Source organism: Paenibacillus sp. J22P90, assembly GCF_059692195.1.
Window position 1 is genome coordinate 55,910 of the sequence record NZ_JCAUAY010000014.1, and the last position, 23,776, is coordinate 79,685.

The window sequence follows — 23,776 nt, forward strand, 5'->3', positions numbered from 1 at the left end:
TGCAGCATGCAAGAAAAGACAGCAAAAATCGTCGTGGTTGGCAGCATCAATATCGACCTCGTCGTGAAGTCTGAACACATTCCTGTCGCCGGTGAAACCGTGATAGGGCAGGAATTCGTCACGATCCCCGGCGGCAAGGGGGCCAACCAAGCCGTTGCTGCCGCGCGGTTAGGTGCACAGGTTGAAATGGTTGGCTGCGTAGGCGGCGACGCTTTCGGTAAACAAATGCTGGAGCAATTAGCTAATGAAGGTGTAGGCACATCCTACATCACGGTGGATCCTCAGCAAACGACAGGTGTGGCGCTCATTCAAGTGCAGGATGGGGAAAACCGGATTACGGTTGTCCCAGGTGCGAATGCCAGTGTGACGCCAGCGCATGTAGACCGCGCCAAGGATGCGTTTGTTGGCGCAGATGTCTTGCTTGTCCAACTTGAGATTCCGCAAGAGACGGTTTTGCGCGCTGTTCAAGTGGCGCAAATGCATGGCGTGAAGGTCATCTTGAACCCCGCGCCAGCTGCGGTGCTGCCGGAGGAGATTTGGCCGTTCGTTGATTTGGTGACGCCGAATGAGACAGAAGCAGCCATTCTGACTTCTGGACAGCATGAGGGTCCTGCTGCTGATGATGCGGGCATCATGGACGTGCTGCGCAGCATGACAAAGACCGATGTGATCATTACCCTAGGGGAAAAAGGGGTTTCCTATCACTTAAATGGGGTAGCAGGCACCTACCCTGCCTATCGTGTTAACGTTGTGGACACGACGGCAGCTGGTGATTCCTTCAATGCAGCCTTGGCGGTATGGCATGGTGAAGGTCACACACTGGAGCAATCGATCCAGTACGCGGCGAAAGTCGGCGCGCTGACGGTATCGAGCTTCGGTGCTCAAACCTCGCTGCCGACACGGCAAGAAGTGGAGCAGTTTGAGGGGACTTTTAACAAGTAATAAGTGAAATTATGGGAACCAGCAGACATTGTGTTTGCTGGTTTTTTTGCAGAGATTATATGTTTTGGGGTAAGCGAAGCTTACCCCTTATTTGCGTCCGTGCGTCGACCGCGGCGCTAGCGGCACAAGGACCTGAGGCAAAGCCTCAGGTTTTTCTTAGTGATACAACCGAATGAATCACAGCGACGTCTAACTAGTATGCTTATTGTCGGCCAAGGAGTGATTGTGTGAAATTTAAAATCATGATCTATCTCATCTCAATCGTGTGCATACTCACTATTTTTACTGTATATAGAGAAGATAACGCAGAGCTCCAAGATGGCAGCCGCCAGATCTCTGCGGAGATGCACGAGCTGATTTCCAGCTACATCATCCAAAAATACGCAAAGGCATATATGCAAACTGAAAAGCAGTTTGAGGTCCACAAAATATATGGAACGAGCGAGTCCAATGGCATCATCCGTGTCTATATGTACTCCTACTTTGGTGGCTTTACGAAGAGTTTTGGGTTGAAAAGTCAAGCGGGACACTCGCTTCCAGCTCGTATTGAACTGAAGAAAGAGGCAACTGGCTACAAGGTAATTGATTACGCCGAACCCCAGGATGGCAGCTTATATCAATCCTCTTTGAAACGAATATTTCCTGAGAAATATGTAAAAATGGCGCAACGCGATACGGGTCATATTGAAGATTTACAACAAGAAATGGATGCGAAAGTGAAGCAATGGCTGGAATTGCCGAAGTAGTTTGAATGTGATGATATGGTGATGAGGAGGATACGATGCCTAGAAAAAAGAAGATAGTGCTCATCACTCTAGTTTCACTCCTGTTTATTTATGTGTTTATTTTACCGCTCCCAACAGCGGATTTAGTGGTACGAAGAAATGTTTTGATCGGCTTGCATCCCATCCATGCTATCCGTGCGGAGGTTAAACAGACAGGCAGCACGTCGTTTGGGGGAGCTAAGTTGTACTATGTAGGCGAAATATCGCGATCCAATATTTGGGTGAAGAAATCTTGGTTAGGCTATCGTGTGATAGCGGATGGAACTGGACCCTAGCAAGTGAGGGCTGCCCGATCGGGGCAGTCCTTTTTTTGTTCCAGTGAAATCCTTTTCTAGGAGGACAAAGGTAGGAAAGGCAGTCATGCTAATACATTATTAATTCTTTTCTATAAAGTTACTAAACATTTTAGGTGTATCATGAATTGTGACGATCAAATAGCTGTAAATCGGGATCATACTAAAGTGCAGTATTCGTAGCGTAGACAGGAGTGGACTATCCTTTGATACATATCATATCCAAGCTGGCCAAACAATGGAGGCACTATTTCAAATTGTTTCGCAAGGACCCAAACGTGCAGGCGGTGGGTCTTAAGCTGTTTGTCTGGGCGGTTGGTGGCTCTGCGATTCTCTTCGTTGGCTTCAGCTTTTTCTCCTATTCGCATTCGCAGCAGCTTGTCATAGATAAAATGACTTCAGCAACCAAGCAAACCGTAGCGCAATCAAGAGACACGTTAAATATTATTTTCCGCAATTATGAGGATTTAACGTTCAGTATTTTGACAGACGAGGAAATGCTGAATCAACTCCAGATCTATGGAAGTCAGACAACGAATCAGACCGAGAAATTTGTGGCTAGGAATAAAATTGTGGAGAGCTTCGCGATTCGGTTCTTTAGCAAGAGTGATATTACGAGTATTCATTTGATTCCCCTTGACACGAAGCTCAAAGAAATCACAACGGATACACTCCACGCCGAAACCATTGAATACAACAAAGAAGAGTGGTTTCAGAGGGCTGTTATTGCGAATGGTGAAATCGGATGGCTCGAGACGAAAAGATACGGCTACTCCAATTTAGGCCAGCCTTCATTTGCCATTAACAGACTGATTAAATTGAGTTCGGGAATGAAATATGTACTCCTTATTGAGATCAGCTCCGATGTACTCAAGCGTGCCGTAAGCGATATTCAAAATGGTGAAATGGTCATTCTGAATCCTGATAACCAACTACTAACGAGAACAAAATTGGAAGTAGAAGGGGATTTTTATCATATCCCTAATTTGTTTCAGGACAATCCAATTCATGGTGGACATCCTTCTGCAAGTAAAACGGCCAAGGTCAATGGCGAAATGCAAATGGTTGTTGCGGAGAAAATTGCAGCAAGCGACTGGATTGTACAAGCCGTAATACCAGGCTCGGAATTGTTTAGAGATGCGAATACCATAGGCAATAGTATGCTGATCAGCATGGTAGGAATCGCCATTCTTACCTACTTGTTTAACTACTATTTGCAAAGGCGTCGCAATGCTGCGAAAATCCGATACATGGCCTATCATGATCATTTGACCGATTTGGCAAACCGCAAATTGTTTATGGAGGTTATCGAAAAGGAAATTCAACTCGCTCAGCAAAATAAGCTAACGTTTACCGTTCTGTTCCTGGATTTGGATCGATTTAAAATTATTAATGATACTTTTGGGCATGAGGCTGGCGACAAGCTGCTTATAGAAACGGCCCGTAGACTAGAGAACCTTCTAGATAAGTCTTGTACGATCGCTCGTTTTGGCGGGGACGAATTTTTAATCCTGATGCCGAATGCTGGGAACCCCGAAGCCATATTGTCAACGATTCAGCAAATCACACATCAGATTCAAAAGCCTGTGCCTTACGAAGGGAAAGAGCTCCATGTTTCTGTTAGTATAGGCGTTAGTATGTATCCGCAAGATGGTGTTAATATCCAAAGCTTGACCAAAAATGCCGACACCGCGATGTACAATGCCAAGGAAAGCGGTAGAAATAATCACAAATTTTATAACAGCACGATGGAAAAAAACTCGTATGAAAAGCTTTCTTTAGAAAGAGATTTGCGCAATGCGATAGATCGTGATGAATTGCTGCTGTATTATCAGCCTCAAATTGATTTGAAATCAGGCAGAGTGATTGGCGTCGAAACGCTAGTTAGATGGAATCATCCTAAGCATGGCTTCATCCCTCCCTCCGAATTTATTCCGATTGCTGAGTACTCACGTCTCATTATTCCAATTGGCAAATGGATTCTCTTCACGGCATGTAAACAAAATAAAGCTTGGCAGGATGCAGGGCTTCCTAAGGTGCACGTTGCCGTCAACTTATCGATTCATCAATTCCAAGACTCCGAGATCATCCAGACAGTTGCCGACGTGTTACATAAAACAGGTCTGGATCCACAGTATTTAGAGCTGGAAATTACCGAATCCATTGCGATGGAAGATGTGGAAAAGGTTATTTTTACATTACAGGGACTTCATGCATTAGGTGTGAAAATTTCGATCGATGATTTTGGCACGGGTTATTCGTCCTTAAACTATTTAAAAAACTTTCCGATTCAACGGTTGAAAATTGACAAGACGTTTTTAGATGAGATCGTATCCAGCGAGAAAGAACGCGCTATCGTCGGGGCGATCATTATTATGGCACATAGTTTGAATTTGCAAGTGACAGCCGAAGGTGTAGAGTCTATGGAGCAGGTGGCCTTGCTGCAAGCATGTAATTGCGATGATATTCAGGGTTATATATACAGCCGTCCCATTCCGTCTAGTGAATGCGCAGAACTATTGGCAGAAAGAAGAGTGTATGATACAACTGGGAAACTTTTACAGAATGGCTAACCAATTGAGCGCGAGGGGGAAACCATGATGAGAACGAGACAACGAGAAAGGAAACATTGGATTGTATCAATCGTATTGATTTTACTTGTTATAAGCCTGGTGGCGTGTTCCAGCCAGGAAACGGGGCCGTCACCATCCGCGCCATCCAATGACAACAAAGTGACGCTGCGTATGATCGAGAGCTTAACGAATCCGAATCGAACGGCGATTATAAAAGGACAGATAGCCCAATTTGAGAGTATGAATCCCAGTATTCAAGTGGAGCTCATATCACCTCCCTTTTCACAGGCGGATATTACCATCAAAACGATGCTAAATGTGAAACAAGAGCTCGATATTCTGGAAGTCAGAGATGTGAATGTTGCGGATCTGGCAAGCCAAGGCAATATTGCCCCTTTAAACGAGTACATGGTTTCCTGGGATCAAATAGGCACGCTGACTCGAGCAGCCAAATCGATCTCTGTTGTCGGTGGAAAGTCTTACTTTATCGCGAACGGATTGTACCAACGGCAAATGTTCTACCGGAAGGATTGGTTTGATGCTGCAGGGCTTAAGCCGCCTTCAACGTGGGAAGAAATTTATGAATCGGGTAAAAAGCTGACTGATCCCGCCAAGAATCATTACGGCTTTTCCTTCCGCGGCGCGAAGGGCTCCGTATCCAATTTGGATACGTTGCTACTTGCTTATAATGGCGATTTCGTGAATCTGAATGATGGCCCATTTTTAAATGACGGATCCACCATTTACTCTTCGCTGGAAGCGGTTAAAGCGATGGAAATGTATATGAAATTATATAAGGAAGTCTCGCCGCCGGACTCCATTTACTGGGGATTCCAAGAGCAGGTAGAGGCCTTCACCTCCGGTTCGACAGCGATATTGCTGCAGGATCCAGATGTCATTCAAACGATACAAGACAAAATGCAGCAAGGAACGTGGGCTACAGCACCCATACCTACAGGACCCAGAGGGACCGCACTTGTCAGTGTTGGCGGCGCTGGTTGGGGAATCGCCTCTCATTCCAAACATAAAGCAGAAGCCTGGAAGCTGATTTCATATCTTTCTGACGCCAAGCAAAATACCGAATTATCCAAAAAGTACGGTTTAGTTCCGATTCACACATCCGCGGTATCGGATCCATTTTTCCAAACAGGTCCCTATAAAACCTTGCTCGACATGACACTCAAGCCGGATATATTCCTGCTCTACAAGCCTCCGTTTCAATATCCTGGGAATAGCAATTGGGACAAGGTAGCGATGGAAGCGGGACAAGCGATGTTGTTAGGGAAAGTAACGATTCAGGAGACGTTAAGCAAGATGGATATATTCTGGAAGGAACAGAAGCGCACATCCGGATTGAATTAAATAGCCATGGCTAAAAAGCAGTCTTCCCCTATGGGAAATGATTGCTTTTTTCATTTGCGATTTGCGAAATGCGAAACCAAATAGTATGGTTAGCGTCTATATACGTAGAATAGAAGCAAATGATACATTTGCTGAAAAAGGAGAGCCAAGGTGAATCCAGATCGTAGCAGTTTAATTGCTGTAACTGAAAAATTAAGTGGAGCCGACATTAGCTACTCCTTGGGTGGAAGTGGTTTAATGCTTAGCTTGGGTTTAACCGATGCGGTTGGGGATTGGGATGTCATGGTCGAAGCCCCAAAAGATCAAGTGATGCAAGCTCTACAACACGAGCGAATCGAAGAAAAGAAAAGCGGTGACTATCCATTTGGAACCAAGTACAAGCTGGTCGTGCATAGTGATGGACCCCAAGTGGAGATTATTTGCGGGCTCTCGATCTATACCGATAAAGGCTTATGCAGCCTGTCAGCTAGCCCGAGCTTTACTTGGGAAGGCATTCAAGTTGGCAGTCCTGAGGTATGGTATGCCGCCTATTCGTTAATGAATAGAAGCGAAAAAGCCGCCAAATTACTCGCTTATTTGAAGGAAGTCGGAGCGAATCCACATTTTCTTAACCTACTAGTGAAAGAGCCACTCCCGGATGAAATTATGGGGGGAATTAAGTCTCTAATCGACACATAAAAGGACGACATAATGAACAATCAGATAACGATTCAAGCTTTAAAATATGGCAATCGCCAGCATTATGAATGGAATACAACCTTATTGAAAAAGACGGATTCACATATCGTTGTTTTAGGGGAGTATGGAAGGCAGCTGCATCATTATACAAAAGGCAGTGTATTTACCGTCGAAAATTGGACGATTGAGTTTTTCTCCTTTGATTCGTGGTTCACGGTTAGTGCTGATGTGGTCGATGGAAAGCTAAACGAATTTTATTGTAATATTAACCAGCCGGCCGTGATGAAAGGGAATACAGTTTCCTTCGTCGATTTGGATCTCGATTATGTGCGGCGTGGTGGTGTCTGGCAGGTTATTGATGAAGATGAATTTGCGAGCCATTCGGTTAAATTCGGATATCCCGATGAGCTGATCCTTCAAGCCGAGCAAGCGTTGAGAGACTTACAGGACAAGGTTAGCAAAAAGGAATTCCCGTTTGATGGCTATCTCGACAAGTTTATCGATTGTATTCCTAAGTAAATTCCTAGGTAACGAAGCAATGATTACGAAACTTATGGGAGGTTTCATTTATCATGATTACGGTACAGATGGTGTTAGAACGCCTTATCGAGCCTGTCGGACCCTTGAATAATACCGTGGATACGCTGAAAAGCGGACGCATGGATGTGGAAGTTCGGAAAGTGGCTGTCGTTTTTATGACGACTTATGCGGCAATTAAGCAAGCGGTGGAAGCAGGCGTCGATCTCATCATCACCCACGAACCAACGTATTACAACCACCTGGATGAAGGCGAGTGGCTCAGAGGTAATCCTGTTTACGAAAAGAAGCGTGCGCTCATCGAGGAATCTGGCATTTCTATTTTCCGATTGCACGATTACGTACATAAATATAAGCCGGATGGCATTCTTACGGGGATGTTGAGACAGCTGGACTGGCAATCCTACGCAAATCCAGAGCGGATGAACCTGCTGACGCCGCCTCCAGATGAGGTGCACACGGTGCGCACGATTGCCGCCCATCTGAAAAGTAAGCTTGGCATCGAAAGTGTGCTTGTTGCCGGGGATCCGGATCTGAGTGTGAAGCGTTTCGGCCTGATGCCTGGTGCATCCGGTGGTAACGCTCATATCAAATTCTTGGGGACTCAGGAGATCGACCTGTTAATCGTTGGTGAGACGAATGAGTGGGAGACGAACGAATATGTGAGGGACGCCGCGGATATGGGACTTAAGAAAGCACTGATCGTTACTGGTCATCAGAAGAGTGAGGAAGCTGGTATGTTTACCGTCGTGGAGATGTTGCGGGAAGCTTTTCCTGAGGTTGACGTGGCGTTCATGGAGTGCCGGCTTGCGGTACAGCGGATTTGAAGATTGATGAAATAGAAGCAGTCTAAAACAATCTAACAAACCATCTAAAGGAGAGTATGCGAATGAGCCAGGAAGTCATCGATTTTATTGAAGCTTTAAAGGAACCATGGCAGCAAGAGCTGTCTACACAATTGCGTCAGGTGGTGCTGCAGGCGATACCGGATGCTGCGGAGCGTATACAGTATAAGAAGCCTCATTTTTTAAAAAATGGAAAATACGCCGCCGTTATTTCAACGTCTAAGGACGCTGTAAGCTTCACGATCTTTAATGCCAGCGGACTTTCGTTCCCTGAGCCATTGTTCGATGGTCCTCCAGAAAGAAAGACCTTGAAGCTGCGGCAAGGACAAGCCGTCGATGCTGCACAACTGCAGTCACTGCTAAGTCAGGCGGCTGCGACACTTTAATGACAATTCTCACATTTCTTATCATTGGTTGGATACTCAATTGGTTTAAATTCGAGAAGTTAATCATTCAAGCTTTTAAGGAGCTTTTCAACAAAGATGTATCCAAGGCTACATACTACTTCTTGTTTTTTAGTGTTGGCGTATTTGGCGACGTTGTGCTGATTATCCAAGGTGCATACTATGACTATTTTTTGAATAAATGAGACTAACTCGAGTGCGGCAAGGGGTTTGGAGATAATGGATTTTCACTTGCCACGGCAGTGAGGCCAAAAGCAAAAGAGCTAAGCGATCGCTTAGCTCTTTTTTATGCTACTTCTTCTTACGCTTCTTGCTAGCCAATGTATTTGAAGCTTTTCCATTCCCACCGACAGCGTCCTGCTGCTTTGTACCCGGACTGTCGATGGCTGAGTTCGTCCCGCTCGTGCTGTACTTGCCAGCGCCGCTTGCCACTTGGGTAGCCGAGGCATTCTTAGCATGTTTGGGGAGCTTCACGATTTGATCGTTAATGACAACGACGATTTCTTTGCCTTTGCGACGTATCTCGGAAAGGTATTTGCTTTCAAGCAATCTGCCTTTTGCGCCGCCTTTCACCAATTTGTTCCTCGCTTTGCCGCCAGCCCCAACGCTTTGCTGTTGCTGACTATGCGGAGATTTAATAGCGGCGTTGCTACCAGATGCGCTGCTTCGACCTGCGCCACTTGCGAGCTGCGTCGTGTTAGGAGCATTCGTAAATTGATGGTTGATAACGAATACCAACCTATTAACACCATGAATGGGCGATTGCGCAATGATACGTTTTTTCCCTTTTTCTATAATAATCGTAACGCGGTCTGATTTCATAGCACACAAATCCTCCCTATTGGGTTCTCTCTTAAGTATATGTCCATAGGACAAATTGGTAAGGGATAGTGGCTGAGTGGCTGAAAAAAGAGGTGCGATCTCTAAGCCTATGTAAACTGTGAAGTGCCGAGGTCTTTGCGTCGATAGACACTAAGCATGATGCCGATGGCTATAAATTGAAAAATAACGAGCGAGCCGCTATAGCTAATGAAAGGGAGTTGAAACGAGCTATAGGGAGCCAGTCCCATCGACATAAGGATGCTCCAAATGTACTGTGTGATCAACAAGGTTAATAACCCAGATACTAAAGCTTTTCCGTAGGGATCTCTCACCTTCCGCGAGACGCCAACTGTTTGCTGGACGAACAGCGTGATCATCATCACCAAAGCAATACCAGCCCCCCAACCGAAACAATAGATGAGAAAAGGGAACATCATTTCAGCTTGAAACTCAGGCAACGTGTTGAGGGGAGTTCCAAATCCATGCCCCAACCAACCGGCGGATTGCATCGCTAATTTGGACTGGATGACTTGATAATTCATGCCTAGCGGATCTTCTTGTGGATGTGTAAAAGCGAAAAGACGTTGAGCTTGATAGGATTGATAGCTTAATTTTAAAATAAATAGACCAAAGGCAGCAGCAGCTAGACTGAAATGAGCAATGAGAATGGTTCGCTTCTTTTTCAAAACCAGTAACAAAGTCAAACATCCTATAAAGAAAAGAACGAAATTCGCGATAGAATATGTATTTAAAATGAGCAAACTTGGCAGCCAAACGCTTCCTAAGTTGATCCAACATTTACGGAATAATGTACGCAGGAGGGATTCGTTGATAACGATTCGTTGTGGTGAACTCCAAATTCCAGCTAAAGCGATGAGAAGCAAGTAGGGGGAGAGTGCAGGGATATTTAGTTGGACAGGCCCCCAATTCATATAGCCGCTACGTCCATTCATCACAGGTCCAAATAGTAAAACAAAGCTAAGCAATGTTATTGTAGCCGCAAAGAGGCCCCAGGAGTACCTAGCTAACTTGCTATAGTTGCTAAAGCCAATGATCAGCATCAAGCACGAGCCTGCACCCAAATACACTAGTTGTTTCAGCCCGAAAGAAGTAATATTGGGATGATTGGACAGCGCAGCTTGAGCCGAAAATATAGCGATTAACCCAATCGCCATAAGTATTACGATAATAGCAAGCAGCCCCCAGTTAAAACGAGGCCGATGGGCAAGATGAAACTGCCGCCCGATGACAACCGGCGTTCCCATTTGAACAATCGACTCCTTAACAGCTGCATCCAAATCAACCCCAGTAGTGAGCTTCTCCTCAATTAACTCCTGCAGATGACTTTCAAGCTCCAGCCGAACTTCCGCATGAACCTCTCTGGCTTTGATTTCGCGACAAACCTGCTTCAGGAACGTAGTAATCTCCTCATGATGACGAAAGTTGCTCATACCCCGTCCTCCCCAAGTACACGATCTACTGTATTGCGAAAAAGGGACCATTCCTGTTTCTTTACGCCCAATTCACCCTTGCCTGCCTTCGTGATGCGATAATTTTTGCGTTTCCGTCCTTCTTTCTCATCCCAATAAGCTTCAACATAGCCCTCAGACTCAAGCGTATGCAAAATGGGATAGAGCGTACCCTCCTTTAAGGTGAATACGCCATCGGAGTGTTTCTCCATTTCTTTGGTCATCTCGTAGCCATACATGTCTTTGCGATCCAAGAGGGTCAAGATCAAGATGACCGTGCTACCTTTCATCAACTCTTTATTAATTTTCATGGATAGCTCAACTCCTCTCATGACTATAGAATTACGATGCATCGAATATCTAGGTATAGTATAGTACGGGAAAAGTTTTTTAGCAACATTTTCCACTAAACGCGCATTCAAACTTCACACTATGATAAATTCACGCCATGAATCGGATAAAATCGGATATGTACAATGGTTTTGTACCCACTTATAATTGAGACTGAGAATTATTATCAATTATAAAAATAGGGAGTCAGCATCCGCATTCTAAATAGATGGCTTGTTCATCGTGTGTGCTTTGCTGTACAAGGAGGAAGAAACCGATGAAAGCTTTAAAAATGATGGTCGTGCTGTTACTCGCACTTGCCGTTACGGCGTGTGGCAGCTCAAAAACAACAGGTGGCAATGCGAGCAGCACGAGCAGTGCAAGCGCATCACCAGAAGCCGCTAAAGCTACAGCTGCAGCAGCAGTTGAGAAAACAATCAAGCACGCGATGGGTACAGTTACTTTGAAGAAAAAGCCGGAGCGGGTAGTCGTCCTGTTCAATGGTATGACGGATATTGTTACACACTTAGGCGTTAAGCCTGTCGGTTCGGTTGAATCCTGGGAAGAGAAGCCTTGGTACAACTATTTGAGAGCCAACATGGAAGGCGTTAAAAATCTAGGTGAAGAAACACAGCCAAACGTAGAAGCAATCGTGTCTTTGAAGCCAGATTTGATCATCGGTACAAAAACGCGTCATGAGAAGATTTACCCGCAGCTGGAAAGCATTGCGCCAACGATCATTACAGAAGAGATTTTCGATTGGAAAGCGAATTTGAAATATGCTTCGGATGCTCTTTATAAGGAGCAAGAAGGTGTGAAGATTATAGCGGATTGGGATAAAGGGGTTGCGGAGTTTAAACAAAAAGCAGGAACTAAACTGGCGACATCCGAGGTTTCGATTATCCGTTTTGAGAGAGATGGCAGTGCTCGTTTTTACGCAACAGGGTTCGCTGGAACGATCTTCAAGGAACTCGGCTTACCGCGACCGAAGGCGCAAATTGTTGAAGGTAAAGCTGTAGTCAACATTACTTCAAAAGAGCAAATGTCCCAGTTGGACGGGGAGTATATCTTTGATATCACGCGTCTGAACGCAGAGGAACCAGCCGTAGAGAAATCGCTCAACGATTGGACGTCTCACCCGCTTTGGAAAAATCTAAAGGGCGTGAAGAACGGTAAGTACTTTAAAGTAGATACGATTACTTGGAACTTAGCGGGAGGCTCGATGGCAGCGAAAGCGATGCTTGCGGATCTCTACAAATATTTTGATATCAAATAGTTGAAACACGCAGGAATGAACGATATGTTCATTCCTTTGTGGATTCCGGATTCCAAGGAGATTGTCAGCATGAATCTTATGAATACAAGCGTATGGAAAACCGCCGGGCTGTTCACGCTGGTCCTGATCCTGCTGGGGAGCTTTGTCTCCAGCATTCTTTTCGGGGCGACGCAGTTTGACTGGCATACGGCATGGGCTTCCATCTTTCATTACGATGAGAATATCAATGATCAAATCATTCTTCGCACAACGCGCGTGCCTAGAGCGTGCATTGCTGCTGCCATCGGCGCTAGCTTGGCCATCGCGGGTACGTTGATGCAGACGCTCACGCGCAACCCGCTGGCATCGCCGAGCGTACTCGGGGTCAACGCAGGAGCAACGTTGTTCGTCGTCCTTGCGGCGGTCGCTTTATCGATCTCATCGATGCAAGCGTTGATGTGGATCTCTTTTATCGGAGCGGCAGTCGGCGCCTTGTCCGTGTATATTTTGGGCTCTTTTGGCCGAGATGGCTTGACCCCACTCAAAATCGTGCTCGCAGGCGCAGCCATGACCGCGATGTTCTCTTCTTTTACACAAGGCATTCTGGTATTAAATCAACAAGGTCTGAGTACGGTGCTGTTCTGGCTGACGGGTACGATTGCCGGACGATCTCCAGATATGTTAATCACAGTAATTCCCTTCATGGCCGTATGCTGGGTAGCTGCATGGTTCATTGCACGGGATATGAATTTACTTCTCATGGGTGAGGATACAGCGAAAGGCTTGGGTCAAAAGACGATCTGGGTTAAATCAGCCGCAGGCCTTCTTATTGTCGTACTGGCGGGTTGCTCCGTGTCTGTCGCAGGTCCTATCGGGTTTATTGGCATCGTGATTCCGCATATCTCGCGTTTTTTTATCGGTGTTGATCATCGTTGGGTCATTCCCTATTGTGCCGTGCTAGGTGCGATTCTGCTCATTCTGGCGGATTTGGCTGCAAGATTTATTATGATTCCTGAGGAAATGCCTGTCGGCGTTATGACGGCCATTATTGGTGCCCCGTTCTTTATTTATATTGCACGAAGGGGGCTTATCAAATCATGAAGGGTCACGTTCCAGTTCGATTGCGGCGCGGTGAGATTTCTTTTTTAGTCGAAAAAAAAGCATTCATCATCTCCCTTGCCCTCCTGATCGTTTGCATACTCATTGCGATTGTAAGCACAGGGATGGGCGAGATGTACATATCTCCGATTGATGTTGTGAAAAGCATTATTGGCACGGGTGCTGACGATCACACCATGGTCGTTCAAAAGCTGCGTCTACCGCGCATTGTCATTTCCATGTTAGTAGGCGCTGCGCTGGCTGCGGCAGGTGCGATCATGCAGGGGATTATTCGAAATCCATTGGCATCCCCAGACATGATGGGCGTAACCGGCGGAGCTTCGGTGGCTGCTGTCACATTCCTTACCTATTTCAATGGCATGATCAGCATTCGGTGGCTGCCGGTCTCGGCGATGCTGGGCGCTGCAGTTGTTTCTGTTATTTTGTATTTGCTAGCTTGGAAAAAAGGGGTCACACCGATCCGCCTCATTCTGGTCGGCATCGGGATGTCCTCGCTGATGTCGGCTGCGACGACGATGATGATTGTTTTCAGTCCGAAAAATGATCCTGGCACAGCTTACTTATGGCTGACAGGCTCGGTTTACGCGGCGAACTGGGAAAATGTGATCACCGTTCTGCCATGGACGGTTATCTTGATTCCGCTTGCCTTTCTCTTAGCTCGCCATGTCAATATCGGACAGCTCGGGGATGATGTGGCAGCAAGTGCGGGAAGCGCAGTGGAGGTCAACCGCTTATTATTGCTGCTCATCAGTGTGGCGCTGGCGGGTTCTGCCGTTTCCGTGGCTGGCGCGATCGGTTTCATTGGGTTAATTGCTCCGCATATGGCGCGCAAATGGGTTGGTTCAAGCTTTGACAGCCTTTTACCCGTCTCAGCTTTACTCGGAGGGGCTATCGTGATGTTGGCTGATCTAGCGGGAAGAGCGTTCTTCCTGCCGTTGGATGTGCCAGTCGGTGTATTTACGGCAGCGGTGGGGGCACCCTTTTTCATCTACTTGCTGTACACCAAGCGAAATTCAAGATAGGAGTGAAGAGAGTGCCAACTTTGGAGACCCGAAATTTAAATTTGACCTATGGCAACGAAAATATTATAGAGCAGCTGAATCTGTCGATTCCCAAAGGCAAGATTACCGTATTGATTGGTTCAAATGGCTGCGGGAAATCCACACTCCTGCGTGCGATGGCACGCTTATTAAAGCCTGCCGATGGCCAGATCATTCTCGATGGCAAGCATATCACGGAAATTCCGACAAAAGAGATCGCGAAGCGCTTATCGATCTTGCCGCAAGGTCCGATTGCCCCGGAAGGGTTAACGGTATTTCAGTTGGTAAAACAAGGACGGTATCCGTACCAGAATTGGCTAAAAGCATGGTCGGATGAAGATGAGCGCCAAGTGAATGAGGCCTTAGCGGTTACCAAAACAACCGAACTGGCGGAAACCTCCGTTGATTCCTTGTCCGGCGGCCAGCGCCAGCGGGCGTGGATCGCGATGACTCTCGCGCAAGGGACCCAAACGATCCTGTTGGATGAACCTACCACGTATTTGGATATGGCTCACCAAGTGGATATTTTGGATTTGTTGTTTGAACTAAATGAACGAGAACAGCGAACGATTGTCATGGTTCTTCATGATCTCAATCTAGCTTGTCGATATGCGCATCATCTCGTGGCGATTAAAGATAAATCGGTTTTTGCCCAAGGAAAACCAGAGGAAGTTATCAACTCGGAGCTAGTTCGGCATGTATTTGGTATGGAATGCGACATTATGGAGGATCCGTTCTTCGGTACACCGATGTGCATTCCGAAAGGGAAGGGTCGAAGGGCTGAGAAGCCGAAAGCTAAGAAAACAGAGGAGGAAGTGAAGCATGAGCTCATCCGAAGTTAAACAAGTGGCAACAGTTGCCGATGTGATTAAAGAAAGAAGAACGATTCGCGAGTTCAAGCAAGACCCTGTTTCAGATGCGTTGCTGCTCGAGCTGCTAAATGTAGCCGTATGGGCGCCGAATCATGGGAACAGACAGCCTTGGCGGTTTATTTTGTATAAGGGAGAAGGACGGGAAACATTAGCTGATGCGATGCTCCAATGCTATGATGACGTGGAGATGAGAGCCAAACACGGGAAGCCCAAATGGGAGTACTTCCTGAAGGTACCCGCGCATCTTGTTGTCATTCTGAAGGAAGACACGCGCCAAAAGCAATGGGATGAAGACTACGGTGCCGTCTGCGCCCTCATCCAAAACTTCCAACTCGCAGCCTGGGAGCAAGGGCTCGGTGTCGTGTGGAAAACGAACAATTATAACTATGAGACCGAGTTTCAACAGGTAGTTGGCTTGGAGTCCGATGAGAAAATCGTCGGTGTCCTGCATGTTGGCTACCCAGCATCGATCCCAGCCGTTCAGCCACGGAAGTCGGCGGAGGAGATGCTGACGATTATAGAATTATAAATAGTCATTTACATATGCGCACGAATCACTTTTGGGGATTCGTGCGCTTTTTCTGTTACAATTGGAGATACTAGGAATATTAGTCAGGAGGGAATCATATGGAAGCTTTTGCGGAATATTTAGCGAAGATTGATAACTTACAACATCGGGACCGAACGGAAGAAGTTCTGACTTGGGTTACGAAGAAATTTCCAAATTTAGTGCCCAAAATTGCGTGGAATCAACCTATGTTTACCGATCATGACACATTTATTATTGGCTTTAGCGTATCCAAACGTCATCTGGCTGTTGCCCCTGAGAAGGCAGGTATGCATCAATTCTCTGCTGACATTGTGCAGGCAGGCTATGAACATACGAAGGAGTTAGTACGTATTCCGTGGGATCGTCCGGTTGATTTTTCATTACTGGAGAAAATGATTGACTTCAACATTTTGGATAAGGCAGATTGTTCAACTTTTTGGAGAAAATAACAAGATTAGCAAAAAAACTTTTCAAGTAAATGGAAAGCATTTATACTGAGTTTTATGGTAATGAGAATCGTTATCAATAAAATTCAGGAGGTGGAAGCTTCATATGCTGCCGATTCCGGTTTCAGTTCAGGAATATTCCCTTCTTATGCTCACATCCATACGTAAACGTCGATTCCATAAGCGAAATACGCTGCATAGAAAAAAAATCCCCGGAGATATGCTCATTGTTGTAACCCTAGGCAAAGGCATTCTCTGTGTCGATAATCAGGCTGTGCCAATCAAGCCCAACCAGACTTACTATTTAACGCAAGGCAAGCCGATTGAAGTGATGCTTGAGTCGGATTATTTAGAGTTCTACATTTTGAATGTAAGAAGCGTCTCATTTTCGAAACTGAAGGGTAGCTTTCATTGCACTCCTGCTGCGTCGCAGCCCTCGCTTTTTCCAACAGGCAAGCTTCAAATCAAACAAGTTAAGCAACACGTCGAGGCTATAGAGCAGCTCTATGAAGAAAGTCGATCCAAGTCAATCAAGGATCCCAGAATTCAGCTCAAGTTTCAAAGTCTAATTCATGCGATACCGCAGGAAGTGCCTGCTTCGATTGATAGCGAGGATGCGTCGAAGGGGATTGATCAAAGTATCACGTATATGTACAAGCATTTTTCTCATAAAATCAAATTGGAAACTTTGTCGGACATCGCCGGATTAACGCCGACTTCGTATTCAAGGAGCTTCAAGAAAGCGAAGTCGATGTCTCCGGTTGAATATTTAAATCACATTCGCATTGATTCATCGAAAGAATTGCTGCAACAGCCCGATCCCTCGATCAAAGATATTTCAACGGCGGTGGGCTTCGGGAATGAGTTTTATTTTAGCCGCATGTTTAAGAGCAATGTAGGTATTTCTCCCATGATGTATGTAAAAAGGAGACATTTAAAGGTCGCCGTTGCCTCCTGTTTTGGGTATCTGGATTGTTTGCGGACCCTTGGTGTGGAGGACGCTTTTGCATTGAATGGGTTTCGCCAGTTGGAATTAGGTGTCGAGGAAAATCAAAGGCACATTGGGGTCCAGTTGGCGGGCATGCGTAACTACCAGCCGGAGTTAATTATCGCTGATTACAGACACATTCCGCTTCTTGATCAGCTGAAGCAAATAGCACCAACCGTCATCGTAGATTTCTCGATGGATTGGCGAAAGTACTATATGCGAATAGCGGAATTGGTTGGACGGGAGAAAGAAGCGCAGCAATGCCTCACTCAACTAGCATTAAGAGTCAATTATGCAAAAGACTTTTTAACAAATACGATAGGAAATAGCAGTGTCTCCTTAGTCCGATTATACAATCGGAAAATCCGTGTGCAGGGGCTGGTAGACCACCCCCTTAGTAATCTGTTGTACGGGGAGCTTGGCTTAAAGCCTGGCAGCTGTGTTCCTTTAAATGAAAGAACGAAGGAATTCCCGTTGGAGAGCATGCTGCTTTTTGAAACAGACTATCTATTGATCGATAAGCGTCTAGCTGAATTTGACGACACAGTTCTGAACGCAGGTGTACTGAATGGAACTTCCTGGGAAGCGATGCAGGCTGGGAAGAACAGCCGAACACACGTGATCTCCAATTGGATTCGAATGAGCTGGGCACCGAACGGTCAACATCAGATCATTGATGAGTTGCTCAATTTAGGGTAAATAAATCCGCACTTGTTGTCCTAGTATGGTGAATGTGGCATATATACGACGTCTGCTCATTATACATGGGATAGAAGAACAGCATGGTGAGGAGAGTGCGCGATTTGTCCAATGAGTTCGTAATGCGTTCATTAGATGAGGTTCGGTTCTGGTCACGTATTATGAAGGAACATTCTTTATTTCTCAAGCTTGGTTTTCGGTGTGAGGATACGCTGCTGATTCAAGAAGCCAATCATTATTATACTATTTTTGAGCACATTGAGGGGCGTTCCCATTCGTATACAGAGCTAACAGACCCTGATCAAATTAGGCGATTTAATACGGAAGTCGCTGCGGCTGTTGCCCATATTTGGGCATTCAAAAGGAAAGTTCTCGGTCTTATTATTCAATGCAAGCTCCCAGGCGGCAACAATTTTCCGTTGTTAGTCGACCATACCAGTCGAGAGGCCAACTATTTTCGCAACCGATTACACGAATTGAATACAGGACGATTAGAGCCGCTGCCCGATGCGATTATTGATGAAAATGTGTTTTTCTTGCGCATTATGGCGGATCACGCCAAATTTATTGGTCACTTGCTGGACCCGTCTGAACGTCAGTTAGTGGAACAAGCGCGGAATTTTAGTCATGATTTTGACCAGCTCCTCTTCCAAGCCATTGATTTAAGCGGGATGAGGCCGCAATCCCAAACCGAGCCGCTCTTGGACCAATTCCTCGACCAGAATCGTGTCTCTGTCGTTGCACTCCGTGATTTTAAGAAGACAGCCCGTGAATTAATTGAAGCATGTAAAATCAAGAGCATTATCCATCCCTTGCTGGCGGATCATGTGTTTCGTGAGGCGGAGCGGTTCCTGGCTATTATTGATATGTTCGAACAATGCTTAATTGGGAATCCTGTGCATGGGTTGAGGGAGGAGCATGGGGGACAGTAAACGATTCGATTGACAAGGTCACTTGCAGAAGCAAGTGGCTTTTTCGCAACCAATTTTAAACAGGTCGAGCATTTCTCAAAGCCAGGTGGTATAATAGGTTAAACGTTTTACAAAACCTTGGTGAGGAGAGGCTCAGATGACGACAATTCAGAAGGGTTGGGCTCAAGAAGCATGGGCACAAACAGTAGCAAAAGTAGGTAAAACAAGCAATCGAATTGGTGACGGCTTCCCACATGCGAGTGTTGGTGGAGAGTATAAGCTGGAGCCTGCTTATTGGTGGACGGCTGGCTTTTGGCCGGGGCTGCTGTGGCTATTGTATAGAGATACGAAGGATGAGGGGCTAAAACAATTGGCTGAGTCTTGCGAACAGCAGCTCGATCAAGTCGTAACCGACTACTATCGTCTGGATCACGATATCGGTTTCATGTGGACGCTGACGAGTGTCGCGCGCTATAAACTGACTGGCGCAGATGACTCTAAGCGTCGCGCCTTGCTGGCTGCGAATTTGCTAGCCGCACGATTCAATGTAAAAGGCAGCTACATACGCGCGTGGAACCCGTGGCGCGAGGGTGAAGACAATGCAGGCTGGGCGATTATTGACTGCATGATGAATTTGCCTTTGCTGCACTGGGCTTCGCTGACGACAGGCGACCCGCGCTTTAAAGAAATCGCCGTTCGACATGCGGACATGGCGGTGGAGCACTTTATCCGTCCCGATGGTTCGGTGAACCATATCGTGATTTTTGATCCTGCCACTGGTGAAAAGCTTTCCGTGAACGGTGGGCAAGGGTTTGCGCCTGAATCGGCTTGGTCCCGTGGGACCGCTTGGGCGATATACGGCATGAGCCTCAGCTATAAGTACACAGGCGATGAAAAATATTTGCAGGCAGCGAAGCGTGCCGCGCACTTCTTCTTGGCGAACTTGCCGGAAGACCATGTGCCGCATTGGGATTTCCGCTTGCCGGATGGCATCCCGGCGTACCGCGATTCCTCAGCAGGCGCATGCGCGGCATGCGGCTTGCTCCTGATCGCGGAGCAAGTGAACAGCCAAGAAGCGTCCCTTTACCGCGATGCGGGTGAGCGCATCTTGCATTCGCTTTACACGAACTACGGTGCGTGGGACTCCGAAAACGAAGAAGGGCTAGTCACACATGGGACTAGCCACTACCCTGAAGGTAAGAATATCGATGTTCCGCTTATTTATGGTGACTACTATTTTGCAGAGGGTCTTTCAAGATTGCTTGGGCATGGCGAGTTGTTTTGGTAGTAAGGAACTTTACTCCAATATCGTCGCTTCGCGCGTTCGAATTGTTCGGCGCAGCTTGTTGGCGACGTCGCGTGTGATTTCGCCTTGTTCAAACAGCGATTGCACTTCATCCCGCTCAGCTTGAATGGCGATCCACTGCAGGTCGCGCCGCACTTCCTCGTCGCCTTCAAGGGGCTTCCCGAACGAGTACGGAGCTGTCAATCTCGCCAGCACGTCCTCGTAATGGGTCATGACGGATGCCCTGGCATCGCATGTGCGTTCCGTACGGAGGGAGGAAAGCGCAGCTTCGCACGTTTGCACTTTCAACCCGCGGATCGCTTCCCGATCCGCTTTCGACAAGTCCCGCATCGCTTTGAAGCGGGACTCTTGTTTGGTTAAGAGTGCCTTCAGCTCTTGCCACCAGAAGTTCACCAGCAGTACGAGCAGGTTCGTACGCCCGGACAAGACCATCGACATCTGTTCCAGATTGCTTTGGAACAGAGTCGCTTGCGTCTCGGTGATGTGATCGTTCCGCAGCAGCATGTTCACCGTGCGACGCTCCACTTCGATGGCTTTGAGCCGCATTTCTCGCTCTTCCAGGTCGTCCTTGCTGCGCTGCATGCGACGCACGTCGGCGTCCGGATTTCTGCGCCAGCGTTCGTAATCGGCGATGACGGATGCTGACTCGACCTCATTGTCTTCGGTCGTCGCCGAATGGACAGCGCGGATGGCCGCGCCCATGATAAGCTGTTCTCCTTTGCGCTCGGTGGCCGCGCGCTCCGCTGCTTTGTCCTCGGCAGGCTTCTGCGCGAAGAGCGGCAAAAGTACGCTCGCAGCGACGAGCGACAGCAAGATGACGACCGCTGACAAGAAGATGACGAGGCTTCGTTCTGGGAACGGCGCCCCGTTGTCCAGCAGCAGCGGGATCGAGAAGGCACCCGCGAGCGTCACTGCTCCACGTACGCCGGACAGGGAGGTCATCGCGAGCATTCTGAACGTTATTTTGACGTTGGACGCAGTCTTCTTGCCGATCCATCGACCGCCGTGTGAGAATGAGTACGCCCATAGAAAGCGCAGGGCGATCAGCATGAGGAAGATGACGACTGCGTAACCGATCACTTCTCCGTTGTTCAGCAGCGGATTTTTGAACACCTCGTTGAACACGCTCGGCAGCTGTAGCCCGAGAATGACGAAAACGAGGCCGTTGAGAATAAAGACGATGACAGACCACGTGTTGTCCGACAGCTCGTGGGACAACGGCTTGATGCTCGACATCCGGTCGCGTTCGATCGCGTGCACGACGCCTCCGGCGACTGCGGCCAAGATGCCGGATACGCCGAGGTGCTCGGCGATCATGTACAGCGCGAACGGCGTCAAGAGGTGGACGAGCATATGCATTGTCTCGTCTTCGAGACCCGAACGGCGAAGCCATAACCGGGCGCCGGAGATGAGCAGCGCCGTAACCGCACCGACCACGATGCCTCCGATCGCGATGAGGAGGAAGCTGACGCTTGCGTTCGCCAGCGAGAAGCTGCCGGTGAGCGCCGCGGCGATCGCGAATTTAAACGCGACGAGACCCGACGCGTCGTTCATGAGCGCCTCGCCTTCGAGCAGGTGCTTGAGGCTGCTCGGCAGCCGGATTCGGCCAGCCAGGCTGCCGACCGCGACTGCGTCCGTCGGCGATAGGATGGCTGCGAGGCCGAACGCGACAGGCAGCGGGATGGACGGGATCATCCAGTGGATGGCGTAGCCGATCAGGAACACCGTCGCGAAGACTAAGCCGACCGCGAGCAGGAGGATCGGGACGCGCAGCTTCCATAGCTCGGTCCGCGACACGTGCTTGCCGTCGTTGTACAGCAGCGGGGCGATGAACAGCACGAAGAACAGCTCCGGCTCGAGGTGCATGTGCAGGCCGGATGGGAAAGCAGCGACGCTCATACCGAGCGCTATTTGCATGAGTGGAACGGGCACGAGCGGGAATTGGCCGTTCAGGATGTTGGATATACCAATCAGTGCGAGTAGAATTAAGATCGTAGCAAATAATTCCATCATACTTCTCCTTTAAGTTGCGAATGTGCGTCGCACGGACTTTCATTGCGAACGCTCATGGAGAAATATACCAAAAAAGCTGACCATAAACAACGGACGGGAGAGCTGCCTAAGGGCAGCTCTTTTTGCTTTTTCTCCACACTTACGACCCAAGCTCATTAGCTATTCAAGCACACATCCCCTCCACACTGCGCCCCGACACTACCGCCACTCACCACACGCCTCCCCAGCAACACCAATAGCTGGATTTTCTACATCTAATTTTGCTAGATTTTGCTACTGCATCAGAATAGATGGATTTCCTCCAGTTAATTCGGGCCATTTTTGCCGAAATCATCATTTTGGGAGAAATTAACTGCATGTTTTCCAGTTAAAATCCATATTCGAGCGAAAAGTCAAATATTAGCTGTACCTTTTCCAGTTATTTTCCTAGGGGTCTGCTCACCACCTGCAACGTCGCTCCTCCCCCCACAAAAAGACTTTTACTACAGTAAATCGACATCCACCCTCATTGTTGGTCCCACACCCCCAAACCTATAATAAATACATAAGACAAATAGATAGTGTAGGTGAGAGCAGATGAAATCCGCTACTGTGAATGAGGTTGTCCAGCGGTCAACCGGCGCAACAAAGAAACGAGGATGGTGGAAATACGTCCTAAAGCATCGAGCTTTTTATATCATGCTGATACCTGGACTGTTGTATTTTCTAGTGTTCAAGTACCTCCCCCTCATGGCGAGCTTCATCGCCTTTCAGGATTACAACATTTTCAAAGGCTTCACAGGGAGTGAATGGGTTGGGTTCAAATGGTTCCATCAACTGTTCACGTATGACAAATTCGGACGGTTGCTCCGAAATACGCTGTTAATCAGCTTATATCAAATTGTGTTTGCCTTCCCGCTGCCGATCCTGCTGGCCATCATGCTCAATGAAGTACGAACGATGGCATTCAAGCGGATTACCCAAACGGTGCTGTATTTGCCTCACTTTTTATCATGGACGATCGTTTTCGGACTTACGTATATGCTGCTATCGCCGACACAGGGACTCGTAAATCACGTAATTTCCTCGTTCAATGGTGAAACCATCGCGTATCTTCAGAAGCCGGAATATTTCCGCCCGATCATTATCATTTCAGGAATTTGGAAGGAAATGGGCTGGAACGCCATCATTTTCATCGCTGCGCTTGCGGGCATTAATCCCTCATTATATGAAGCGGCACGGATGGATGGGGCGAATCGGTGGAAGCAGTTTTTACACATTTCGGTGCCAGGCCTGCTGCCGGCGATCATGATTCTATTGATGCTAAAAATGGGACATATCATGGACTCTGGCTTCGAGCAAATTTATCAGTTTTTGAATCCAGCCACGTTTGAGACAGGGGATGTGTTGGATACATACACGTATCGAGCGGGCATCCTGCAAGGTCAGTACAGTATCACGACGGCAATCGGATTGTTTAAATCGGTCATTGGCTTCCTCTTACTCATTATTGCGAACCGTGTGAGTAAATGGACAACCGGTGAAGGGCTATATTAAA

General features: G+C 47.4%; 24 protein-coding genes. 20 read left to right on the top strand and 4 right to left on the bottom strand.

What is annotated here, in order from left to right; genetic code table 11:
* The first annotated feature begins 6 nt into the window (after positions 1-6).
* The 10 genes from rbsK to AC58UX_RS30180 all read left to right on the top strand — a co-directional run bounded on the left by rbsK (position 7) and on the right by AC58UX_RS30180 (position 8,604).
* On the top strand, positions 7-942 hold the full coding sequence (gene rbsK / locus AC58UX_RS30135; protein WP_497259726.1) for a ribokinase: 936 nt from the start codon (positions 7-9) through the stop codon (positions 940-942).
* Positions 943-1,169: 227 nt separating this feature from the next.
* The gene (locus AC58UX_RS30140) at positions 1,170-1,688 is read left to right on the top strand and encodes a hypothetical protein (RefSeq protein WP_497259728.1); all 519 of its coding nucleotides are present in this window, start codon (positions 1,170-1,172) and stop codon (positions 1,686-1,688) included.
* 35 nt (positions 1,689-1,723) lie between these two features.
* Positions 1,724-2,002, top strand: a complete 279-nt coding sequence (locus AC58UX_RS30145) for a YjcN family protein (protein ID WP_497259730.1) — start codon at positions 1,724-1,726, stop codon at positions 2,000-2,002.
* A gap of 224 nt (positions 2,003-2,226) precedes the next feature.
* Complete coding sequence (locus AC58UX_RS30150; protein ID WP_497259732.1) at positions 2,227-4,593, top strand: bifunctional diguanylate cyclase/phosphodiesterase; 2,367 nt, start codon at positions 2,227-2,229, stop codon at positions 4,591-4,593.
* A 27-nt stretch (positions 4,594-4,620) separates the two neighbouring features.
* Positions 4,621-5,955, top strand: coding sequence for an ABC transporter substrate-binding protein (locus tag AC58UX_RS30155; protein ID WP_497259734.1), 1,335 nt, complete (start codon positions 4,621-4,623; stop codon positions 5,953-5,955).
* A 150-nt stretch (positions 5,956-6,105) separates the two neighbouring features.
* Complete coding sequence (locus tag AC58UX_RS30160) at positions 6,106-6,633, top strand: hypothetical protein (RefSeq protein ID WP_497259736.1); 528 nt, start codon at positions 6,106-6,108, stop codon at positions 6,631-6,633.
* Between the two features lie 12 nt (positions 6,634-6,645).
* Positions 6,646-7,152, top strand: coding sequence for a DUF402 domain-containing protein (locus tag AC58UX_RS30165; RefSeq protein WP_497259738.1), 507 nt, complete (start codon positions 6,646-6,648; stop codon positions 7,150-7,152).
* Between the two features lie 53 nt (positions 7,153-7,205).
* Positions 7,206-7,997 carry a Nif3-like dinuclear metal center hexameric protein gene (locus AC58UX_RS30170; protein WP_497259740.1) on the top strand — a complete coding sequence of 264 codons (792 nt, stop codon included), beginning with the start codon at positions 7,206-7,208 and terminating at the stop codon, positions 7,995-7,997.
* Between the two features lie 62 nt (positions 7,998-8,059).
* Positions 8,060-8,401, top strand: coding sequence for a DUF1801 domain-containing protein (locus AC58UX_RS30175; RefSeq protein ID WP_497259742.1), 342 nt, complete (start codon positions 8,060-8,062; stop codon positions 8,399-8,401).
* A complete protein-coding gene (locus AC58UX_RS30180) occupies positions 8,401-8,604 on the top strand; it encodes a hypothetical protein (RefSeq protein WP_497259744.1) in 204 nt (67 codons plus the stop codon). Before AC58UX_RS30175 ends, AC58UX_RS30180 begins: the two co-directional genes overlap by 1 nt.
* 106 nt (positions 8,605-8,710) lie before the next feature.
* On the opposite strand, the gene AC58UX_RS30185 is transcribed toward AC58UX_RS30180, so the two are convergent.
* The 3 genes from AC58UX_RS30185 to AC58UX_RS30195 all read right to left on the bottom strand — a co-directional run bounded on the left by AC58UX_RS30185 (position 8,711) and on the right by AC58UX_RS30195 (position 11,021).
* Positions 8,711-9,241 (bottom strand): hypothetical protein, encoded by a 531-nt coding sequence (locus tag AC58UX_RS30185; RefSeq protein WP_497259746.1) that lies wholly within the window; start codon positions 9,239-9,241, stop codon positions 8,711-8,713.
* A 107-nt stretch (positions 9,242-9,348) separates the two neighbouring features.
* Positions 9,349-10,692, bottom strand: a complete 1,344-nt coding sequence (locus tag AC58UX_RS30190; RefSeq protein ID WP_497259748.1) for an FtsW/RodA/SpoVE family cell cycle protein — start codon at positions 10,690-10,692, stop codon at positions 9,349-9,351.
* Entirely contained in the window at positions 10,689-11,021 is a 333-nt protein-coding gene (locus AC58UX_RS30195; protein ID WP_497259750.1) for a PadR family transcriptional regulator, read from the bottom strand. The genes AC58UX_RS30190 and AC58UX_RS30195 overlap by 4 nt, the downstream gene beginning before the upstream one ends.
* Before the next feature lie 296 nt (positions 11,022-11,317).
* Here AC58UX_RS30195 and AC58UX_RS30200 point away from each other — a divergent pair, with 296 nt between their 5' ends.
* The 9 genes from AC58UX_RS30200 to AC58UX_RS30240 all read left to right on the top strand — a co-directional run bounded on the left by AC58UX_RS30200 (position 11,318) and on the right by AC58UX_RS30240 (position 20,208).
* A complete protein-coding gene (locus tag AC58UX_RS30200) occupies positions 11,318-12,316 on the top strand; it encodes an ABC transporter substrate-binding protein (protein WP_497259752.1) in 999 nt (332 codons plus the stop codon).
* Between the two features lie 69 nt (positions 12,317-12,385).
* Positions 12,386-13,396 (top strand): FecCD family ABC transporter permease, encoded by a 1,011-nt coding sequence (locus AC58UX_RS30205; protein WP_497259754.1) that lies wholly within the window; start codon positions 12,386-12,388, stop codon positions 13,394-13,396.
* The gene (locus AC58UX_RS30210) at positions 13,393-14,436 is read left to right on the top strand and encodes a FecCD family ABC transporter permease (RefSeq protein WP_497259756.1); all 1,044 of its coding nucleotides are present in this window, start codon (positions 13,393-13,395) and stop codon (positions 14,434-14,436) included. The genes AC58UX_RS30205 and AC58UX_RS30210 overlap by 4 nt, the downstream gene beginning before the upstream one ends.
* 11 nt (positions 14,437-14,447) lie before the next feature.
* Positions 14,448-15,296, top strand: coding sequence for an ABC transporter ATP-binding protein (locus AC58UX_RS30215; protein WP_497259758.1), 849 nt, complete (start codon positions 14,448-14,450; stop codon positions 15,294-15,296).
* Positions 15,277-15,855, top strand: coding sequence for a nitroreductase family protein (locus AC58UX_RS30220; protein ID WP_497259760.1), 579 nt, complete (start codon positions 15,277-15,279; stop codon positions 15,853-15,855). The genes AC58UX_RS30215 and AC58UX_RS30220 overlap by 20 nt, the downstream gene beginning before the upstream one ends.
* 98 nt (positions 15,856-15,953) lie before the next feature.
* Positions 15,954-16,325: an iron chaperone gene (locus AC58UX_RS30225; RefSeq protein ID WP_497259762.1), complete on the top strand. Its 372-nt coding sequence runs from the start codon at positions 15,954-15,956 to the stop codon at positions 16,323-16,325.
* A 103-nt stretch (positions 16,326-16,428) separates the two neighbouring features.
* Positions 16,429-18,009 carry a helix-turn-helix domain-containing protein gene (locus AC58UX_RS30230; protein ID WP_497259764.1) on the top strand — a complete coding sequence of 527 codons (1,581 nt, stop codon included), beginning with the start codon at positions 16,429-16,431 and terminating at the stop codon, positions 18,007-18,009.
* 122 nt (positions 18,010-18,131) lie between these two features.
* Positions 18,132-18,941, top strand: a complete 810-nt coding sequence (locus tag AC58UX_RS30235; RefSeq protein ID WP_497259850.1) for a DUF2935 domain-containing protein — start codon at positions 18,132-18,134, stop codon at positions 18,939-18,941.
* 136 nt (positions 18,942-19,077) lie between these two features.
* A complete protein-coding gene (locus tag AC58UX_RS30240) occupies positions 19,078-20,208 on the top strand; it encodes a glycoside hydrolase family 88 protein (RefSeq protein ID WP_497259766.1) in 1,131 nt (376 codons plus the stop codon).
* A 9-nt stretch (positions 20,209-20,217) separates the two neighbouring features.
* Here the strand turns inward: AC58UX_RS30240 and AC58UX_RS30245 are convergent, their stop codons facing one another.
* On the bottom strand, positions 20,218-22,236 hold the full coding sequence (locus AC58UX_RS30245) for a Na+/H+ antiporter (protein ID WP_497259768.1): 2,019 nt from the start codon (positions 22,234-22,236) through the stop codon (positions 20,218-20,220).
* Positions 22,237-22,815: 579 nt separating this feature from the next.
* On the opposite strand from AC58UX_RS30245, the gene AC58UX_RS30250 reads away from it, so the two are divergent.
* Positions 22,816-23,775: an ABC transporter permease gene (locus AC58UX_RS30250; RefSeq protein WP_497259770.1), complete on the top strand. Its 960-nt coding sequence runs from the start codon at positions 22,816-22,818 to the stop codon at positions 23,773-23,775.
* The last annotated feature ends 1 nt before the right edge of the window (position 23,776 follow it).

Excerpts from the sequence above, each read along its gene's own strand:
- AC58UX_RS30250 (WP_497259770.1), top strand. The coding sequence starts at position 22,816 with ATGAAATCCGCTACTGTGAATGAGGTTGTCCAGCGGTCAACCGGCGCA.
- AC58UX_RS30240 (WP_497259766.1), top strand. The coding sequence starts at position 19,078 with ATGACGACAATTCAGAAGGGTTGGGCTCAAGAAGCATGGGCACAAACA.
- AC58UX_RS30170 (WP_497259740.1), top strand. The coding sequence starts at position 7,206 with ATGATTACGGTACAGATGGTGTTAGAACGCCTTATCGAGCCTGTCGGA.
- AC58UX_RS30175 (WP_497259742.1), top strand. The coding sequence starts at position 8,060 with ATGAGCCAGGAAGTCATCGATTTTATTGAAGCTTTAAAGGAACCATGG.
- AC58UX_RS30235 (WP_497259850.1), top strand. The coding sequence starts at position 18,132 with ATGCGTTCATTAGATGAGGTTCGGTTCTGGTCACGTATTATGAAGGAA.
- AC58UX_RS30220 (WP_497259760.1), top strand. The coding sequence starts at position 15,277 with ATGAGCTCATCCGAAGTTAAACAAGTGGCAACAGTTGCCGATGTGATT.
- AC58UX_RS30210 (WP_497259756.1), top strand. The coding sequence starts at position 13,393 with ATGAAGGGTCACGTTCCAGTTCGATTGCGGCGCGGTGAGATTTCTTTT.
- AC58UX_RS30145 (WP_497259730.1), top strand. The coding sequence starts at position 1,724 with ATGCCTAGAAAAAAGAAGATAGTGCTCATCACTCTAGTTTCACTCCTG.
- AC58UX_RS30245 (WP_497259768.1), bottom strand. The coding sequence starts at position 22,236 with ATGGAATTATTTGCTACGATCTTAATTCTACTCGCACTGATTGGTATA.
- AC58UX_RS30230 (WP_497259764.1), top strand. The coding sequence starts at position 16,429 with ATGCTGCCGATTCCGGTTTCAGTTCAGGAATATTCCCTTCTTATGCTC.
- AC58UX_RS30195 (WP_497259750.1), bottom strand. The coding sequence starts at position 11,021 with ATGAAAATTAATAAAGAGTTGATGAAAGGTAGCACGGTCATCTTGATC.
- AC58UX_RS30225 (WP_497259762.1), top strand. The coding sequence starts at position 15,954 with ATGGAAGCTTTTGCGGAATATTTAGCGAAGATTGATAACTTACAACAT.
- AC58UX_RS30185 (WP_497259746.1), bottom strand. The coding sequence starts at position 9,241 with ATGAAATCAGACCGCGTTACGATTATTATAGAAAAAGGGAAAAAACGT.
- AC58UX_RS30165 (WP_497259738.1), top strand. The coding sequence starts at position 6,646 with ATGAACAATCAGATAACGATTCAAGCTTTAAAATATGGCAATCGCCAG.
- AC58UX_RS30155 (WP_497259734.1), top strand. The coding sequence starts at position 4,621 with ATGAGAACGAGACAACGAGAAAGGAAACATTGGATTGTATCAATCGTA.
- AC58UX_RS30200 (WP_497259752.1), top strand. The coding sequence starts at position 11,318 with ATGAAAGCTTTAAAAATGATGGTCGTGCTGTTACTCGCACTTGCCGTT.
- AC58UX_RS30180 (WP_497259744.1), top strand. The coding sequence starts at position 8,401 with ATGACAATTCTCACATTTCTTATCATTGGTTGGATACTCAATTGGTTT.
- rbsK (WP_497259726.1), top strand. The coding sequence starts at position 7 with ATGCAAGAAAAGACAGCAAAAATCGTCGTGGTTGGCAGCATCAATATC.
- AC58UX_RS30190 (WP_497259748.1), bottom strand. The coding sequence starts at position 10,692 with ATGAGCAACTTTCGTCATCATGAGGAGATTACTACGTTCCTGAAGCAG.
- AC58UX_RS30205 (WP_497259754.1), top strand. The coding sequence starts at position 12,386 with ATGAATCTTATGAATACAAGCGTATGGAAAACCGCCGGGCTGTTCACG.